Source organism: Roseburia lenta, from assembly GCF_014287435.1.
GTDB classification, from domain to species: Bacteria; Bacillota; Clostridia; order Lachnospirales; family Lachnospiraceae; genus Pararoseburia; species Pararoseburia lenta.
Window position 1 is genome coordinate 304,555 of sequence record NZ_JACOPG010000004.1, and the last position, 16,376, is coordinate 320,930.

At 46.3% G+C, this 16,376-nt stretch carries 16 protein-coding genes; 14 read left to right on the top strand and 2 right to left on the bottom strand.

What is annotated here, in order from left to right:
* The first annotated feature begins 23 nt into the window (after positions 1 to 23).
* The 6 genes from epsC (at position 24) to H8R94_RS11170 (ending at position 5,269) form a co-directional block, all read left to right on the top strand.
* Positions 24 to 680: a serine O-acetyltransferase EpsC gene (gene epsC, locus H8R94_RS11145; RefSeq protein WP_118281916.1), complete on the top strand. Its 657-nt coding sequence runs from the start codon at positions 24 to 26 to the stop codon at positions 678 to 680.
* An 18-nt stretch (positions 681 to 698) separates the two neighbouring features.
* Entirely contained in the window at positions 699 to 2,105 is a 1,407-nt protein-coding gene (cysS, locus tag H8R94_RS11150; protein WP_186854676.1) for a cysteine--tRNA ligase, read from the top strand.
* Positions 2,090 to 2,521 carry a Mini-ribonuclease 3 gene (locus H8R94_RS11155; protein ID WP_118281914.1) on the top strand — a complete coding sequence of 144 codons (432 nt, stop codon included), beginning with the start codon at positions 2,090 to 2,092 and terminating at the stop codon, positions 2,519 to 2,521. The genes cysS and H8R94_RS11155 overlap by 16 nt, the downstream gene beginning before the upstream one ends.
* A gap of 17 nt (positions 2,522 to 2,538) precedes the next feature.
* Positions 2,539 to 3,288, top strand: a complete 750-nt coding sequence (gene rlmB / locus H8R94_RS11160; protein WP_118535906.1) for a 23S rRNA (guanosine(2251)-2'-O)-methyltransferase RlmB — start codon at positions 2,539 to 2,541, stop codon at positions 3,286 to 3,288.
* Between the two features lie 8 nt (positions 3,289 to 3,296).
* Positions 3,297 to 3,902, top strand: a complete 606-nt coding sequence (locus H8R94_RS11165) for a sigma-70 family RNA polymerase sigma factor (protein WP_118281912.1) — start codon at positions 3,297 to 3,299, stop codon at positions 3,900 to 3,902.
* Between the two features lie 86 nt (positions 3,903 to 3,988).
* Positions 3,989 to 5,269 carry an EAL domain-containing protein gene (locus H8R94_RS11170; protein WP_118535904.1) on the top strand — a complete coding sequence of 427 codons (1,281 nt, stop codon included), beginning with the start codon at positions 3,989 to 3,991 and terminating at the stop codon, positions 5,267 to 5,269.
* Positions 5,270 to 5,340: 71 nt separating this feature from the next.
* On the opposite strand, the gene H8R94_RS11175 is transcribed toward H8R94_RS11170, so the two are convergent.
* A complete protein-coding gene (locus tag H8R94_RS11175; RefSeq protein WP_118281910.1) occupies positions 5,341 to 6,663 on the bottom strand; it encodes an oligosaccharide flippase family protein in 1,323 nt (440 codons plus the stop codon).
* A gap of 124 nt (positions 6,664 to 6,787) precedes the next feature.
* On the opposite strand from H8R94_RS11175, the gene nifS reads away from it, so the two are divergent.
* Genes nifS through mnmA form a run of 3 tightly spaced genes read left to right on the top strand, consistent with a single transcriptional unit; the run spans position 6,788 to position 9,525 of the window.
* A complete protein-coding gene (nifS, locus tag H8R94_RS11180) occupies positions 6,788 to 7,972 on the top strand; it encodes a cysteine desulfurase NifS (protein ID WP_186854677.1) in 1,185 nt (394 codons plus the stop codon).
* A 23-nt stretch (positions 7,973 to 7,995) separates the two neighbouring features.
* Complete coding sequence (nifU, locus tag H8R94_RS11185; protein ID WP_118281908.1) at positions 7,996 to 8,433, top strand: Fe-S cluster assembly scaffold protein NifU; 438 nt, start codon at positions 7,996 to 7,998, stop codon at positions 8,431 to 8,433.
* Positions 8,434 to 9,525, top strand: coding sequence for a tRNA 2-thiouridine(34) synthase MnmA (mnmA, locus tag H8R94_RS11190; protein WP_118281907.1), 1,092 nt, complete (start codon positions 8,434 to 8,436; stop codon positions 9,523 to 9,525).
* An 85-nt stretch (positions 9,526 to 9,610) separates the two neighbouring features.
* On the opposite strand, the gene H8R94_RS11195 is transcribed toward mnmA, so the two are convergent.
* Positions 9,611 to 10,420: a histidinol-phosphatase HisJ family protein gene (locus tag H8R94_RS11195; protein WP_186854678.1), complete on the bottom strand. Its 810-nt coding sequence runs from the start codon at positions 10,418 to 10,420 to the stop codon at positions 9,611 to 9,613.
* 216 nt (positions 10,421 to 10,636) lie between these two features.
* On the opposite strand from H8R94_RS11195, the gene gap reads away from it, so the two are divergent.
* From gap to H8R94_RS11220, 5 genes are all read left to right on the top strand, one after another.
* Positions 10,637 to 11,638 (top strand): type I glyceraldehyde-3-phosphate dehydrogenase, encoded by a 1,002-nt coding sequence (gap, locus tag H8R94_RS11200; RefSeq protein WP_118281905.1) that lies wholly within the window; start codon positions 10,637 to 10,639, stop codon positions 11,636 to 11,638.
* Between the two features lie 70 nt (positions 11,639 to 11,708).
* The gene (locus H8R94_RS11205; protein ID WP_186854679.1) at positions 11,709 to 12,905 is read left to right on the top strand and encodes a phosphoglycerate kinase; all 1,197 of its coding nucleotides are present in this window, start codon (positions 11,709 to 11,711) and stop codon (positions 12,903 to 12,905) included.
* A 17-nt stretch (positions 12,906 to 12,922) separates the two neighbouring features.
* Positions 12,923 to 13,675: a triose-phosphate isomerase gene (gene tpiA, locus H8R94_RS11210; protein ID WP_118535896.1), complete on the top strand. Its 753-nt coding sequence runs from the start codon at positions 12,923 to 12,925 to the stop codon at positions 13,673 to 13,675.
* 160 nt (positions 13,676 to 13,835) lie between these two features.
* Positions 13,836 to 14,963, top strand: coding sequence for a tetratricopeptide repeat protein (locus H8R94_RS11215; RefSeq protein WP_186854680.1), 1,128 nt, complete (start codon positions 13,836 to 13,838; stop codon positions 14,961 to 14,963).
* Positions 14,950 to 16,371, top strand: coding sequence for a CapA family protein (locus tag H8R94_RS11220; RefSeq protein ID WP_186854681.1), 1,422 nt, complete (start codon positions 14,950 to 14,952; stop codon positions 16,369 to 16,371). The genes H8R94_RS11215 and H8R94_RS11220 overlap by 14 nt, the downstream gene beginning before the upstream one ends.
* The last annotated feature ends 5 nt before the right edge of the window (positions 16,372 to 16,376 follow it).

The following is a 16,376-nucleotide window of genomic DNA, read 5'->3' on the forward strand; positions in this document are numbered from 1 at the left end:
AATAGACAAAGAGGTTGTTAGTCATGTTTAAACATATAAAGGAAGAATTTGCGGTCATTCAGGAGAGAGACCCTTCTATCAAAAGTCCGATGGAAGTGATCCTGTATCCGAGTTTTAAGGTTATGATCAGTTACCGCAGGGCGCACAAGTTGTATCTGAAAGGTCATTATTTCTGGGCAAGATGGATTTCCCAGCGTGCCGCCAGAAGGACCGGGATCGAGATCCATCCGGGAGCAACGATCGGCAAAGGATTTTTTATCGATCATGGTACCGGCGTCATCATCGGAGAGACTACGATCATTGGAGATAATGTCACCTTATACCAGGGAGTTACCCTGGGTGGAACCGGTAAGGAGACAGGCAAGCGTCATCCGACTTTGGAGGATAATGTCATGGTCAGTGCCGGAGCCAAGGTCATCGGTTCCTTTACTGTAGGCAAGAATTCCAAGATCGGTGCAGGGAGTGTTGTGATCGAGGAAGTGCCGCCCAACTGTACTGTGGTTGGTGTGCCGGGGCATATCGTCAAGCAGAACAATGTCAAGGTGCCGACCAGCGATATGGATCAGATCCATTTACCGGATCCGGTACAGGAAGACATCAAGGTCTTGCAACAGGAAAATTCAGAACTGGTCAACCGTGTATTGCAGTTGGAAAATGAAATACGCAGTTTAAAGAAATAAGAACATAAGGAGAATTTCATGAAGATCTATAATACATTATCAAAGAAAAAAGAAGAGTTTGTGCCGATCGAAGAGGGCAAGGTCCGTATGTATGTCTGCGGACCGACGGTTTACAATTACATTCATATCGGTAATGCAAGACCTATGATCGTTTTTGACACAGTGCGCCGTTATTTAGAGTTTATCGGTTATGATGTCAACTACGTTTCCAACTTCACGGACGTGGATGACAAGATCATCAAAAAAGCGATCGAGGAAGGCTCTACGGCAGAAGAAGTGTCAAAGCGCTATATCGCAGAGTGCAAAAAAGACATGGCAGACATGAATGTCATGCCGGCAACGACCCATCCACTGGCAACCGAGGAGATCGGGGGCATGATCCAGATGATCTCTACCCTGATTGAAAAAGGCTATGCCTATGTGGTATCCGATGGAACCGTATATTACCGCACACGCAAGTTTGCTGACTATGGCAAACTTTCTCATAAAAATCTGGACGATCTGGAAGCCGGACACAGAAGCATCAAGGTAGTCGGAGACGAAAAGGAAGATGACTTTGACTTTGTGCTCTGGAAACCAAAAAAGGATGGCGAGCCATACTGGGAGTCTCCATGGTGCGACGGACGTCCAGGCTGGCATATCGAGTGCTCTGTTATGGCAAAGCATTATCTGGGCGATGAGATCGATATCCATGCCGGTGGCGAAGATCTGATCTTCCCGCATCATGAAAATGAGATCGCACAGAGTGAGGCAGCCAATGGAGTAGAATTCTCCAAATATTGGATGCACAATGGTTTCCTCAATATTGACAACAAAAAGATGAGCAAGTCTCTGGGCAATTTCTTTACCGTAAGGGAGATCGGCGAAAAATATGACCTGCAGGTTCTGCGTTTCTTTATGTTGCAGGCACATTACCGCAGCCCGCTCAACTTCAGCGCAGAACTGATGGAAGCCGCAAAGAATGGTCTGGAGCGTATCCGTACCGCAGCATCCAATCTGCAGTTCTTAGCAGATCACGCAGAGGCAGAGGCATTTTTGGACGGCGAGGAAGCAAAACTTGCAGAAGCAAAGAACTATGTAGACAAGTTCAAGGCGGCCATGGAAGATGATTTTAACACGGCAGACGCGATCTCTTCTATTTTTGAACTGGTAAAATATGCCAACCAGAATGCAGACGGATCTTCCTCCAAGGCATATGTGCAGGCACTTTTGGACGAGTTAAAGACACTTTGCGATGTGCTCGGTATTATCGTAGAGACCAAGGAAGAAATGCTGGATTCTGACATTGAGGCAATGATCGAGGAACGTCAGCAGGCAAGAAAGAACCGTGATTTTGCCAGAGCAGATGCCATCCGTGACGAACTTTTGGCAAAGGGCATTGTACTGGAAGATACCAGAGAAGGGGTAAAATGGAAAAAAGCCTAAATCAAGAGATCAAAGATAAATTTGCGATCGCTGACGTTGATATCCGTACCTACTCGCCGCTGACACTGGCTTATATCGGGGACGGGATCTTTGATGTGATTATCCGCTCCATTGTGGTAGGCAGGGGCAATACGCCGGTCAATCAACTGCATCACAAGACCAGCCATGTCGTCAAGGCACATTCGCAGGCGATCATGGCGGAGGCACTGATGGATGTGCTGACGGATACGGAAAAGGATATTTACCGCAGAGGGCGCAATGCCAAGTCACACACCATGGCAAAGAATGCAACGGTGACGGACTACCGCAGTGCTACGGGATTTGAGGCATTGATGGGATATCTCTATCTGACCGATCAGATGGAGCGCATGATGGAAGTGGTCAGCATTGGGCTGGAACGCTGTCATTTATTATAAGCAGGAAAGGATAAAGAATGGAAGAGACACAAAGCCTTACAATAGAGGGAAGAAATGCCGTGTTGGAGGCATTTCGCTCAGGCAAGACCATAGACAAGTTGTTTCTCTTGGACGGCTGCATGGACGGACCGATCCGGACGATCCAAAGAGAGGCAAAAAAGCACGACACGATCATTTCTTATGTGACCAAGGAGCGTCTGGATCAGATTTCTGAGACCGGAAAGCATCAGGGCGTGATCGCTTATGCGGCTGCCTACACCTATGCCAGTATCGATGATATGTTACAAAAGGCAAAGGATGCCGGCGAAGATCCGTTTTTGATCTTTTTGGATAATGTGGAAGATCCCCACAATCTGGGCGCCATCATCCGTACGGCAAATCTGGCGGGGGCGCATGGCGTGGTTATCCCCAAAAGACGTGCAGTAGGATTGACGGCAACCGTGGCAAAGGCAAGTGCCGGAGCCATCAATTATACACCGGTCGCAAAGGTGACAAATCTGTCCCAGACCATCGAAACACTCAAACAGGAAGGTATGTGGTTCGTCTGTGCGGATATGGGCGGAAGCACCATGTATGATCTGAACCTGACAGGACCAATCGGACTTGTGATGGGCAATGAGGGAAGCGGTGTCAGTGACCTTGTGAAAAAGCACTGTGATTTCGTGGCATCCATCCCGATGAAAGGGGATATCGATTCCCTGAATGTTTCTGTTGCAACAGGCGTGCTGACGTATGAGATCGTGCGGCAGCGGCTTTTGAAAAAATAGGGGAGCCCATGGACAGATATGACGAGATGACGGATGAAGTCTTGGTAGCAGCCTATCGCGCAGGCGATTTTGCAGCCATGGAGCATCTGTGCAAAAAATATCAAAAAGTGGTTTCTGCTTACGGCAAAAAGTTCTTTATCAAAGGCAGTGAAGAACAGGATGTCGTGCAGGAGGGCATGGTCGGTCTTTTCAAGGCGATCCAGGATTATGACCCACAGACGCAAGTGAGCTTTTCGCATTTTGCAAGGCTCTGCATCAGCCGGCAGATCTATAAGGCGATCGAGGCGGCGGATCGCAAGAAGAACCAGCCGCTCAATTCCTATGTGTCGATCTTTGATTCGGAGGACGAGGAGAGCCCAAACCGGCAGATCATCGAGAATATCTTGGCGGATGATGTGCAGAATCCGGAAAATGTATGGATCGATGCGGAAAAGACAGAGCAGATCGTAGAACAGATCATCAAAAATCTGAGCAAGATGGAACTGGAAGTCTTTTTTTACATGGTACAGGGACTGGACTATCATACGATCGCCGTAAAGATGGACAAGACAGAAAAGAATATTGATAACGCTATCCAGAGGATTCGACAAAAAGTTCGTCGCATTTTGGCATAATATGTATGATGTCAAGAGCGCGATGAATTTTTTTGTTGCACTTTGCGGTAACTGATGATAGAATCCATGTGGGAGTTTAATTAAAAATGTTAAATAAGATTTTAGAACACAAAACAGAAGAATTACCATCTTTAGAGCGTTTTAAGATGCTGGGATCCAAGGTGGTAGTGGAGATGAAAAAACCGGTACTTGCCAGTTTTAATCTGCGCAATCTCAAGTATTTTAATGAGATCTATGGGACAGCAAAAGGGGACTGGCTGATCACACTTATGGTGGATTATTTTTGCCGGGAAAACAAAAAGAGTATTTTGGGAAGCATGAGTTATGTGGACCATTTATTAGTTCTCTGTGAGGCGGGTGGAGATAGCGATGAGGAGATCTTAGCCTTTTATCAGGATATTGCAGACCGCTTCTTAGAGCGAGTCAGTGAGCATTATGACCGTGTCAAGATCCATGTGGAGTGCGGTCTGTACGTCATGCAGCCGGGAGACAGTTTTATCTATGCACAGGACAATGCACGCTATGCACGCAGGAGCATCCGGCATAGTTATTCAAATACGGTTGCTTTTTATTCCGAAGACCTGCGCCGCAGATCCATCAAGAAGGCAAGTATTATTCCAAATTTTGAACATGCCATTGATACAGACGGGATCCAGGTCTATTTACAGCCAAAATGTTCTGCCAAGAATGACCGTATCATTGGTGCGGAGGCTCTGTCACGTTTTTGTGACGAGGACGGCGAGATCTTGTCACCGGCGATCTATGTGCCGATCTTAGAGCAGGCTGGGATCGTTTCCAGACTGGATTATCAGGTGCTGGTAAAAAGCGTAGAACTTCTTAGTAAATGGCGGGATGACGGACATGAACTTTTCCCGATCTCGGTCAATCTGTCGCGCGTGGACCTTTTGGAAGATCGTTTTATTGAATCTCTGGATCATCTGGTGGAAGATGCAGGGCTGGACAAACAATATATCGAATTTGAATTGACGGAGACAGTGCTGGTCAAGGATCTGGAAATGATCATTGCTAAAATGAACCACCTGCGCGAGAAGGGCTACCGGATCGCTTTAGATGATTTTGGTTCCGGCTATAATTCCTTATATGTTTTAGGACAGGTTCCGGCAAATGTGATCAAGTTTGATCGTGGATTTGTTTTACATTCCATCCAAAATCAGATGGGAATGACCATTCTTTCCAATCTGGTCAACACCTTTAAGGAGATCGAGTTTGAGGTCTTGTGCGAAGGGGTAGAGACCGAGGAAGAAAAGCAGAAGATCGTTTCCTGCGGTTGTGATGTCATTCAGGGCTATCTGTATGACAAACCGCTTTGTATCGATGATTTTGAAAAGAAATATATTTATGCATAAAAAGCGCAAAAGATAGCATAAGATAAAATCGAAGTCAGGACCGTTGTAAGGACAGCCTTACAACGGTTTTTTTACGCATTCTTTTTGCATGTGATGGAAAGCAGGCGCAGGTATGCCATGAAAGCCGATACGACCTGACTGCACAGGACGCCAAGCAGGAAGGCGCGGAAGCCGTAAAGCGGGATGCCAAAGAAGATGAAGGCAAGACGGATCAGGGCACCGGTCATGCTGTTAAAAAAGGTATCTTTGACATTACCAAGACCGTTTAAGATGCTGTTCATGGTCGTGCCGAGAAAAAGAAAAGGACACAGCCAGGACAGGGTGCGGATGTAGATACCGGCGACTTCGTTTGCAAATATTTTCTGCCCGATCAAAGGGCTGAAAAAATAAAAGAAAAAGGAACATAAAAAGCCTAAGAACATGCAGAGGAAAAAGCCAACGGTGATGGAATGCCGGATATAATAGTTCCTGCCTTCTTCCTTGGCGCGCGAGATCGAGGGCAGGAGCATGACCGCGATGGAGTTGGAAAGGACGGTCGGAAAAAAGATCATGGGCAGAGCCATACCGCTGTAGATGCCATAGATGCTGAGGGACTGGGTATTGGTCAGCCCGAAGCGCACCAGACAAAGCGGGATCATGATATTTTCAATGCCGTGTAAGACAGTGAGGAGCAGGCGGGTGGCGGTCAGGGGACAAGCCATGGACAAAAGATCTTTGCAGGTGGTGTTGACTTGTGCGCTCGGCTTTTGCCGGATCTGCTTCTGGCTGAGGGACAGGAGATTTAAGTAATAAAAGGTTGCTGCGATCTCGCCCAGGAGGAGCCCTAGCATGGCATGAAATTTCGTGAAAGGCAGACCGCTATGTATGGTAATATAGTAGATGCCCATAACACTGCCGATGCGTACCACTTGTTCAATGCACTGTCCGATGGATGGAATCTTTGATTTTTGCAGACCATAGTAATAACCGTTGATACATCCATGGATGCATTCTAAGGGGATGCACAAGATGAGCGGATAGAGGAGTGTCTTTATGGAAGGCTCATGAAAGAGTCCGGCTGCGATGCTGTCAGCAAAAAGCAGACAGGGGATGCAAAAGACGGCGCTCAGGGCAAGGGAGAGGCACATTCCCATAGCCAGGTAGGATTTTTCCCTGCCATCTTTGGCGGAAGAACTTTTGGCGACAAAACGGGAGATAGCGGTGTGGATGCCGGAGTTGGCAAAGGCTATTCCTACTGCCAAGAGGGGCATTGCCAGTTGGTAAAGTCCGAGTTCCTTTGCACCGATGGCGCGTGACAAAAAGATCTTATAATAAAAGCCTAAAAGACGACAGAAAAGCCCGGTAATTGTAAGAAGTAATGCACCAGAATAGACGGGGTGAGTATTTTTTCGCAAGAGATTTCCATCCAAAAAACATTTTTAACATTATATGTTAGAATTTGGTTGACAGAACAAAATGGGAATGCTAGTATATCAATATCCTAGTAAAAAGGTAGGAAATAAAACGAGGTGAAAACTTATGAAAGAATTTGTTTATTTGGACAATGCGGCTACGACAAAAGTCAGACCGGAAGTTGTGGAAGCAATGCTTCCTTATTTTACAGAGATTTATGGAAATGCATCTGCCGTTTATGATTTTGGACAGAAGTGTAAGCAGGCGATTGAAGATGCCAGAGAGACGATCGGATCCTCCATCGGAACCAAGGCTTCAAATATATATTTTACTGCAGGCGGAAGTGAGTCAGACAACTGGGCATTAAAGGGTGTTGCAGAGGCCTACAAGGATAAGGGAAAACACATCATCACGACCAAGATCGAACATCATGCCATCCTGCATACTTGCGCTTATCTGGAACAGCAGGGCTATGAAGTGACATATCTGGATGTGGATGCAGACGGGCTGGTTTCCCCGGAAGATGTCAAGAAGGCAATCCGCCCGGATACCATTCTGATCTCAGTGATGTTTGCTAACAATGAGATCGGAACCATTGAACCGATCGAGGAGATTGGTGCCATCGCACATGAACATGGCATTTTATTCCATACAGATGCTGTACAGGCATATGCCCAGGTGCCGATCGATGTGGAAAAGATGCATATCGATCTTTTGAGCGCCAGTGGACACAAACTAAATGGACCAAAAGGTATTGGTTTCCTTTACATTCGTCAGGGACTTAAATTAAAATCCTTTATCCATGGTGGTGCCCAGGAAAGAAAGCGTCGTGCCGGAACGGAAAATGTGCCGGGTATCGTTGGACTTGACAAGGCGGTTGAGATTGCTATGGCAACCATGGATGAGCGTATCAAAAAGGAAAGCGAACTTCGTGACTATCTGATTGCAAGAATAGAAGATGAAATTCCGTTTGCAAAATTAAACGGACACAGAGTTAAGAGGCTGCCAAACAACATTAATTTCTGCTTCCGTTTTATTGAGGGCGAGTCAATGTTGATCATGTTGGATATGGCTGGTATCTGTGGATCATCAGGATCTGCATGTACATCAGGATCCCTAGATCCATCCCATGTCCTTTTAGCAATCGGTCTGCCACATGAGATCGCACATGGATCCCTTCGCCTGACCTTAAGTGATGAGATCACCAAGGAACAGTTGGATTATGTTGTGGATCATTTGAAAGAAATTGTTGCAAAACTTCGCAGCATGTCACCACTTTATGAGGACTATGCGAAAAAACATTTGTCATAAGTATTTAAAACGGAGGAAAAATTATGTATAGTGAAAAGGTAATGGATCATTTTCAAAATCCAAGAAATGTCGGAGAAATGGAAAATCCGAGTGGCGTAGGTACGGTTGGTAACGCTAAGTGTGGCGATATCATGAGAATGTATCTGGATATTGACGAAAATGGTATTATCAAAGAAGCAAAGTTCAAGACATTTGGCTGTGGCGCAGCAGTGGCAACCAGCAGTATGGCAACGGAACTTGTTGCAGGAAAGACGGTACAGGAAGCTTTGGAAGTTACCAATAAGGCAGTTATGGAGGCTCTGGACGGACTTCCACCTGTAAAGGTTCACTGTTCCCTTTTGGCAGAGCAGGCGATCCATGCAGCACTCTGGGATTATGCACAGAAAAATGGCATCAAGATCGAGGGCTTGGAGCCACCAGTCAATGATATCGAGGAACTGGAAGAAGAGGAAGAATACTAATTGAAACAAAAAGTAGTTGTTGGTATGTCCGGAGGAGTAGACTCCTCCGTGGCGGCATATCTTTTAAAAGAACAGGGCTATGATGTGATCGGTGTGACCATGCAGATCTGGCAGGATGAGGATGAATTTGTGCAGGAGGAAAATGGCGGCTGCTGTGGGCTTTCTGCGGTAGATGACGCCAGACGTGTGGCTGCAAGGCTGGAGATCCCTTATTATGTGATGAACTTTAAATCAGAGTTCAAGCATAAGGTCATGGATTATTTTGTGGAAGAATATTTACAGGGGCGTACCCCTAATCCTTGCAATGCCTGCAACCGCTATGTCAAGTGGGAGGCACTTTTAGACCGTGCGCTCTCCATCGGCGCAGATTATATCGCGACCGGTCATTATGCAAGGATCGCGCAGCTACCCAATGGAAGATATGCGATCACCAACTCTGTGACGGCTGCTAAGGATCAGACTTATGCGCTTTATAACCTGACCCAGGAACAACTGTCGCATACATTGATGCCGGTCGGTGTCTATCACAAGGATCAGATCCGGCAGATCGCGGAAGATCTTGGACTTCCGGTGGCACACAAAAAGGACAGTCAGGATATCTGTTTTATACCGGATAATGACTATGCATCCTTTATTGATGAGGCCGCACCGGATCGTGTACCGGGACCGGGGGATTTTGTCCTGAGCGACGGTACAGTTGTTGGAAAACATGAGGGCGTTACGCATTATACGATTGGACAGCGTAGGGGACTTGGCATTTCTGTAGGCAAGCGCATTTTTGTCAAGGAGATCGATGCGAAAAATAACCGTGTTGTTCTGGGCGATGATGACGATGTCTTTACGGATCATCTGGTCGCAGACCAGATCAACTGCATGGCTGTGCCGGAATTCTTGGACGGACAGGAATTCCTTGCCAAGATCCGTTATTCCCACAAGGGCACCAAGTGCCATGTGAAAATGCTTGCAGACGGACAGATGCGGCTGGACTTTGAAGAACCGGTACGCGCGGTCACACCGGGGCAGGCAGTTGTCCTTTATGATGGACATTATGTTGCCGGAGGCGGCACGATCGTTCAAGAGATGTTATATTAGAAATCAGAGAGCCATCTCATTACGAGATGGCTCTTTTTGTGCTTGGCGCGAAAATGTGCAGAAGCATTTTTTATATGCCGGAAAATTAGTAGATGCTATGTGGATGCGGCACACGGTGGAGATAGACCATATATTCGTCAAATCCACAGGAGGCAAGAAAGCCCGGCAGACGGTCAAAGCCTAATGCAATATCGCTGGGGTTGTGTGCATCTGCACCGATCGTGATCAGTTTTCCGCCGAGTTCATGGTAGCGCTTTAGGATCTGCGGGCATGGATTTGGCACAGAAAGCCCACAGCGGAAGGCACCGGTGTTGACTTCCAGTGCAATATCATGTGCAATGAGAAAACGCAGGATATCATCGATCAGCGGCGCATATGGCGTGTAAGTATCGTAAGGCTGGGCAGGATCCTGCGGTCCATAGCGAAAGACATAGTCCAAATGCCCCAGAGCGTCAAAATTGTGAAATGCCGCCAGGTTCTCATAGACGGCCTGATAATATTCTGTATAGGCTTCCGCAGGATCGCGCCTCTCAAAATAAACAGGGTAGTAAGGATCTCGCGTATGTACGACATGCACAGAGCCGATGACATAGTCAAAGGCATAGGATGCAAGCAGATCGGCATGCTTTTGTGCAAGATGCGGTTGCAGACCCAGTTCCAAGCCATGAAGTACAAAGAAAGGCGCAGCCTCTTTTTGCAAAGCCGGCATGGCTTTTTCGCAAGCATCCAGATCCAGATCGAAAAGATGCGGTTCTTCCTTATAGTCTAAATCCAAGTGGTCTGTAAATGTAATGCCGGACAGACCCAACTGTCTGGCTTTTTCTATCATATCCAAAGGATCCGCGTCACTGTCACCGGAAAAATGACAGTGCATGTGATTGTCCCAAAGTTTCATTGGCAAAGTACCTCCATTCACTTACCAATTATAGAAAAATGTCGCATAAAATGCAACGAATCCGCAAAATGTCAGGACAGAGGAAAAACCTTAGTGAAAAAATTATCAAACTTTGTTTTTGGGGTTGAAATGTAGGTAGAAATTGGTTAAAATGAAGTCAGTTTGGGAATGTTATTCCCTAGACATAGTATTTTTAAATCTTAGGAGGAATTTAAAATGGCAGTAAGAGTAGCGATTAATGGATTCGGCCGTATTGGTCGTCTTGCATTCAGACAGATGTTTGGAGCAGAAGGATATGAAGTAGTTGCAATCAACGACTTGACAAGCCCAAAGATGTTAGCACATCTGTTAAAGTATGATTCATCACAGGGTAAGTATGCTTTGGCTGATACAGTATCTGCTGGAGAAGATTCTATCACAGTTGATGGCAAGGAAATCAAGATCTACGCTTTCCCGGATGCAAACAATTGCCCATGGGGTGAATTAAAGGTAGACGTAGTATTAGAGTGTTCTGGATTCTACACAAGCAAGGAAAAGGCACAGGCTCATATCAACGCTGGTGCTCGTAAGGTTGTTATTTCTGCACCTGCAGGAAATGATCTTCCTACAATCGTTTACAATGTAAACCATAAGACATTGACTCCAGATGACAAGATCATCTCAGCAGCTTCTTGTACAACAAACTGCTTGGCACCAATGGCTAAGGCTCTTAACGATGCTTTCGGTATCAAGTCTGGTATCATGAGCACAATCCACTCATACACAGGTGATCAGATGACACTTGATGGACCACAGAGAAAGGGTGACCTTAGAAGATCTCGTGCAGCTGCAGTTAATATCGTTCCTAACTCAACAGGTGCTGCAAAGGCAATCGGTCTTGTAATTCCTGAGTTGAACGGAAAGTTGATCGGATCTGCACAGCGTGTTCCATGCCCAACAGGTTCTACAACAATCCTTGTTGCTACTGTTGAGAAGTCTTGCACAGTTGAAGAGATCAACGCAGCAATGAAGGCAGCAGCTACAGAGTCATTCGGATACAATGAGGATGAGATCGTTTCTTCTGATATCATCGGAAGCACATATGGTTCAATCTTCGATGCTACACAGACAATGGTTGGAGAAGACAACTTAGTACAGGTTGTTTCTTGGTATGACAATGAGAACAGTTACACATCTCAGATGGTTCGTACAATCAAGTATTTCTCTGAGTTAGCATAGTCCTAGCCAACATGGGGTCCGGTCGTTGGGACCGGACCTCTTTTTTATTAAAAGAGTGGAGGATTTAATCATGGGATTAAATAAAAAATCAATCGATGACATCAATGTAAAGGGTCTGCGCGTTCTTTGCAGATGCGACTTTAATGTGCCTCTTATTGATGGCAAGATCACAGATGAGAACCGTCTGGTACAGGCACTTCCTACCATCAAGAAACTGGTTGCTGACGGTGGCAAGGTGATCCTTTGTTCACATCTTGGCAAGCCAAAGGGAGAGCCGGTTCCGGAACTTTCTTTAGCACCGGTTGCTAAGAGACTTACAGAACTCTTAGGACAGGAAGTAAAATTCGCAGCAGATCCGGAAGTTGTAGGACCAAATGCTAAGGCTGCTGTAGAAGCAATGAAAGATGGCGACATCATCTTACTTGAGAACACAAGATACCGTGCAGAGGAGACCAAGAACGGAGACGAGTTCTCTAAGGATCTGGCATCCCTTTGTGATGTATTTGTAAATGATGCATTCGGTACAGCACACAGAGCACATTGCTCAAATGTTGGTGTGACAAAGTATGTTGACACCGCAGTTGTTGGTTACTTGATGCAGAAAGAGATCGATTTCCTCGGAAACGCAGTAGAGAATCCGGTTCGTCCGTTCGTTGCTATCCTTGGTGGAGCAAAGGTTTCTTCTAAGATTTCTGTTATCGAGAACCTCCTTGACAAGGTAGATACTTTGATCATTGGCGGTGGTATGGCATATACCTTTATGGCTGCACATGGCGAGCCTGTAGGAAAGTCTCTTCTTGAGAAGGATTACATGGAGTATGCACTTCAGATGGAAGAAAAGGCAAAGGAAAAAGGCGTTAAACTTTTGATCCCTATCGATACCGTTGTAGGTGATGACTTCAAGAACGACTGCAACTTCAAGGTCGTAGACCGTGGAGAGATCCCGGACGACATGGAAGGTATGGATATCGGACCTAAGACATGCAAACTCTTTACCGATGCGATCAAAGATGCAAAGACTGTTGTTTGGAACGGACCAATGGGATGTTTTGAAATGCCAAACTTTGCAAAGGGAACGATCGCTATTTGTGAAGCACTTGCAAATATCGATGGAACAACCATTATCGGTGGTGGTGACTCTGCATCCGCAGCAAACAACCTTGGCTTCGGCGACAAGATGACACATATCTCTACCGGTGGCGGCGCATCTTTGGAATTCTTAGAGGGTAAGGAACTTCCTGGTGTAGCAGCAGCAAACGATAAATAAGAAAAGGGGTTATTATAATGGCAAGAACAAAGATTATTGCAGGCAACTGGAAAATGAACAAGACTCCAAGCGAGGCAGTTGCTTTGATCAACGAATTAAAGCCGTTAGTAGCGAATGATGACGTAGATGTAGTATTTTGTGTACCGGCAATTGATATCATTCCTGCAGTTGAGGCTGCAAAGGGAACCAATATCCACATTGGTGCAGAAAATATGTATTTTGAGGAGAGTGGCGCTTACACAGGCGAGATCGCTCCAAACATGCTTACAGATGCAGGCGTAGAGTACGTGGTACTCGGACACTCAGAGAGAAGAGAATACTTCGCTGAGACAGACGAGACTGTAAATAAGAAGGTCTTAAAGGCATTTGAACATGGTTTGACACCGATCATCTGCTGTGGTGAGACTTTGACCCAGAGAAAACAGGGTATCTACATTGAATGGATCCGTATGCAGATCAAGATCGCATTCCAGAATGTCACAGCAGATCAGGCAAAGAAGGCAGTCATTGCTTATGAGCCAATCTGGGCAATCGGAACAGGCGAGACCGCAACAAGCGATCAGGCAGAAGAAGTATGCGGCGCAATCAGAAAATGCATCGCAGAAGTATATGATGAGGCTACAGCAGAAGCAATCCGCATCCAGTATGGCGGATCTGTAAATGCAGGCAATGCTGCAGAACTTTTTGCAAAGCCTGACATTGATGGCGGACTTGTCGGCGGTGCTTCTTTGAAGGCAGATTTTGGCAAGATCGTAAATTATAATGCATAATGGCATCGTTACAACTGCTATTGTAACTCTAGGAGACATCCAATTCTGGATGTCTCCTTTTTCTCTTGTGACACTTCTTTATATATGCTAAAATAAGCCGTGGTTAGGTGCGTATGGATCGAAAAGAAATGCGTATTTTTGACAGGAGGAATAGATACAAATGAAGCGTGGACTTGTTATAGGACTTATACTTACCGCCTGCTTACTGGCAGGATGCGGCAAAACAGATAAAAAAGAGACTAAGGAGACCGTCAAAGAAGTGGCAAAACAGGAAGTCTCCGACTACGGTCAGTTGTCGATCAAGGAATTGGAAGTGCTGGGTGCGGATAACGATGAAGAAGCCATGATGGAACTGGCAAATCGTTATGATTATGGCAGTGAGGACTGCGAACAGGATTTTACAGAGGCAAAAAAGTGGTATGAATCCGCAGGAGAAGTGGGAAATACCGATGCACTTTGTGTACTGGGATATTATGCCCTCAACGGTATTACGCAGGATGTGGATCTGGACCAGGCAGCAGACTATTTCCAGACGGCGATCGATGCCGGAAGTGAGCGGGCATATGTAGGCTTGGCGCGCACATATCTGGCAGGTTATGGGGATGAGGCAGACAGACCTGCTAAGGCATATGAAAATATCAATCTTGCCTACCAAAAGGGCATTCCGGTAGGGCAGTATTATATGGCTTATCTTTTAGAGAACGGTATCGGTTGTGCGCAGGATTATGCACAGGCGATGAGCATATATGAGCAGGTGGCAGAACTCAAAGACCTTACCATCTATGACGCTTATCTTCCAAATGCTGCGGCGACGGATCTTGGCATGATGTATATGCGTGGTGAGGGCGTGGCACAGGATTATGAGGAAGCCATGAAGTGTTTCAAGACAGCGGCAGGCAAGGATTATGCCATGGCACAGTATTATATGGGACAGATGTTTGAAAACGGTTTTGGCTGCGATCAGGATTATAAGGAAGCCTTACAGTGGTATCAGAGCGCCGCAGATCAGGACTATGCTCCGGCTTTGAACCAGATCGGCTACCTTTACTATAATGGATTTGGCGTGGAAACAGATATTGATCAGGCAATCTATTATCAGAAACTGGCTGCTATGCAGGGTTATGCGGTTGCACAGATCAATTTGGGATATTTGTTTGAAAACGGTATTGGAGTAGAGCAGAACTACAGCACGGCACTGGCATACTATCGCATGGCGGCAGATCAGGATAATGAGGGTGCCAAGGAAGCAGTCGTGCGTGTGCTCAAACTGATGGATGAAAAAGAGTAAGAATTACGTGGGCATCGTGGCGGCGGTCTTTGTGATCGCCATGATCGCTTTGGTCTGGTATCTGCTCTTTGGGGCAGACTTTATCCGGCGTGCACAAAAGTCCGACGGACAGGAAGAGAAGCAGGAGGAGACCACGGAAAAGGAAGAACTTTTAAACATTTCCAACGTGGATCAGGCCTATGATGCCATACTCAACAAAAGTACAAAAGAATTTATAGGAAACCATCCGATCGACGAGGAGTTTCTTTCCTGGTTCACCGGCAACTATGGTATAGAGCAGTTGGAAAAGATCGCTTCTTATGCCCAGTTGGACGATGGAGAGATTTGGTACGAAATCACAGGGAACAGTATCCATGTTTTGTGGTATGATTATTGTATGGAGACTGGGATCCAGCAGTATGCCTATGACAAGACGTATGTTAAAGAGTGTCAGGATGCAGATCGTATCGTGCTGGATTTTACCGGTGATTTTTCTCTGGCTGAGGGCGTGGGGACGACAGACTATTATCACAGTGTGGGGGATGATATCACCAAATGCCTGGGGGCAGATCTGCGTCAGGAAATGCTTAATGCAGATATCATGACCATCAACAACGAGTTTGTCTACTCGACACGTGGACAGGCACTGGCGGGAAAAGCCTATACCTTCCGCGGAGATCCAAAGACCTGCCAGAACCTCGTGCTCCTGGGCGTAGATGTCGCGGGACTTGCCAACAATCATGTCTATGACTTTGGAGAAAATGCCTTTTTGGATACCTTAGATACCTTAAAGGCGCAGAATATCCCTTATATCGGTGCCGGCAGGAACCTGGAGGAGGCATCGGAGCCGATTTTTTTCATTGCAAACGGCAAGAAGATCGCCATCGTGGCGGCGACCCAGATCGAGCGGAGCACCAAATACACCAAGGAAGCGACCGAGGACAGTCCCGGAGTCCTAAAGACTTTGGACTCGGCGAAATATGTAGCCCAGATCGCACAGGCAAAGCAAAATGCCGATTATGTGATCTGCTATGTGCATTGGGGCACGGAACACACACATCAATACGGCAGTGACCAGGTCAAACTGGCAAAAGATTTTGTGGCGGCAGGAGCGGATGCCATCATAGGCGCTCATCCGCACTGTTTGCAGGGGGCAGACATCATGGATGGTGTTCCGGTCTTTTACAGTCTGGGAAATTTCTATTTTTCGCAGGAAGCAGAAATGCCGGATGATTATGATACTGCCATGGCACAGATCATCATTGATGATTCCGGGACACTGAGTGCAAGACTCCTGCCGTGTCATTTTTCGGGAGGAAATCTGGAACTGGTATCCGACCCGGAAAAATACCGCCAGATCCTTGCTGATGTAGAAGGATATTCGGACCAGATAGCTTTTGATGGTGACGGCTATCTACTTGTCCATTAGTTCAA

Coding starts and splice junctions, on each gene's coding strand:
- nifU (WP_118281908.1), top strand. CDS start 7,996: ATGTATAGTGAAAAGGTAATGGATCATTTTCAAAATCCAAGAAATGTC.
- H8R94_RS11155 (WP_118281914.1), top strand. CDS start 2,090: ATGGAAAAAAGCCTAAATCAAGAGATCAAAGATAAATTTGCGATCGCT.
- cysS (WP_186854676.1), top strand. CDS start 699: ATGAAGATCTATAATACATTATCAAAGAAAAAAGAAGAGTTTGTGCCG.
- gap (WP_118281905.1), top strand. CDS start 10,637: ATGGCAGTAAGAGTAGCGATTAATGGATTCGGCCGTATTGGTCGTCTT.
- H8R94_RS11215 (WP_186854680.1), top strand. CDS start 13,836: ATGAAGCGTGGACTTGTTATAGGACTTATACTTACCGCCTGCTTACTG.
- H8R94_RS11220 (WP_186854681.1), top strand. CDS start 14,950: ATGAAAAAGAGTAAGAATTACGTGGGCATCGTGGCGGCGGTCTTTGTG.
- H8R94_RS11165 (WP_118281912.1), top strand. CDS start 3,297: ATGGACAGATATGACGAGATGACGGATGAAGTCTTGGTAGCAGCCTAT.
- nifS (WP_186854677.1), top strand. CDS start 6,788: ATGAAAGAATTTGTTTATTTGGACAATGCGGCTACGACAAAAGTCAGA.
- rlmB (WP_118535906.1), top strand. CDS start 2,539: ATGGAAGAGACACAAAGCCTTACAATAGAGGGAAGAAATGCCGTGTTG.
- tpiA (WP_118535896.1), top strand. CDS start 12,923: ATGGCAAGAACAAAGATTATTGCAGGCAACTGGAAAATGAACAAGACT.
- H8R94_RS11205 (WP_186854679.1), top strand. CDS start 11,709: ATGGGATTAAATAAAAAATCAATCGATGACATCAATGTAAAGGGTCTG.
- H8R94_RS11170 (WP_118535904.1), top strand. CDS start 3,989: ATGTTAAATAAGATTTTAGAACACAAAACAGAAGAATTACCATCTTTA.
- H8R94_RS11195 (WP_186854678.1), bottom strand. CDS start 10,420: ATGAAACTTTGGGACAATCACATGCACTGTCATTTTTCCGGTGACAGT.
- epsC (WP_118281916.1), top strand. CDS start 24: ATGTTTAAACATATAAAGGAAGAATTTGCGGTCATTCAGGAGAGAGAC.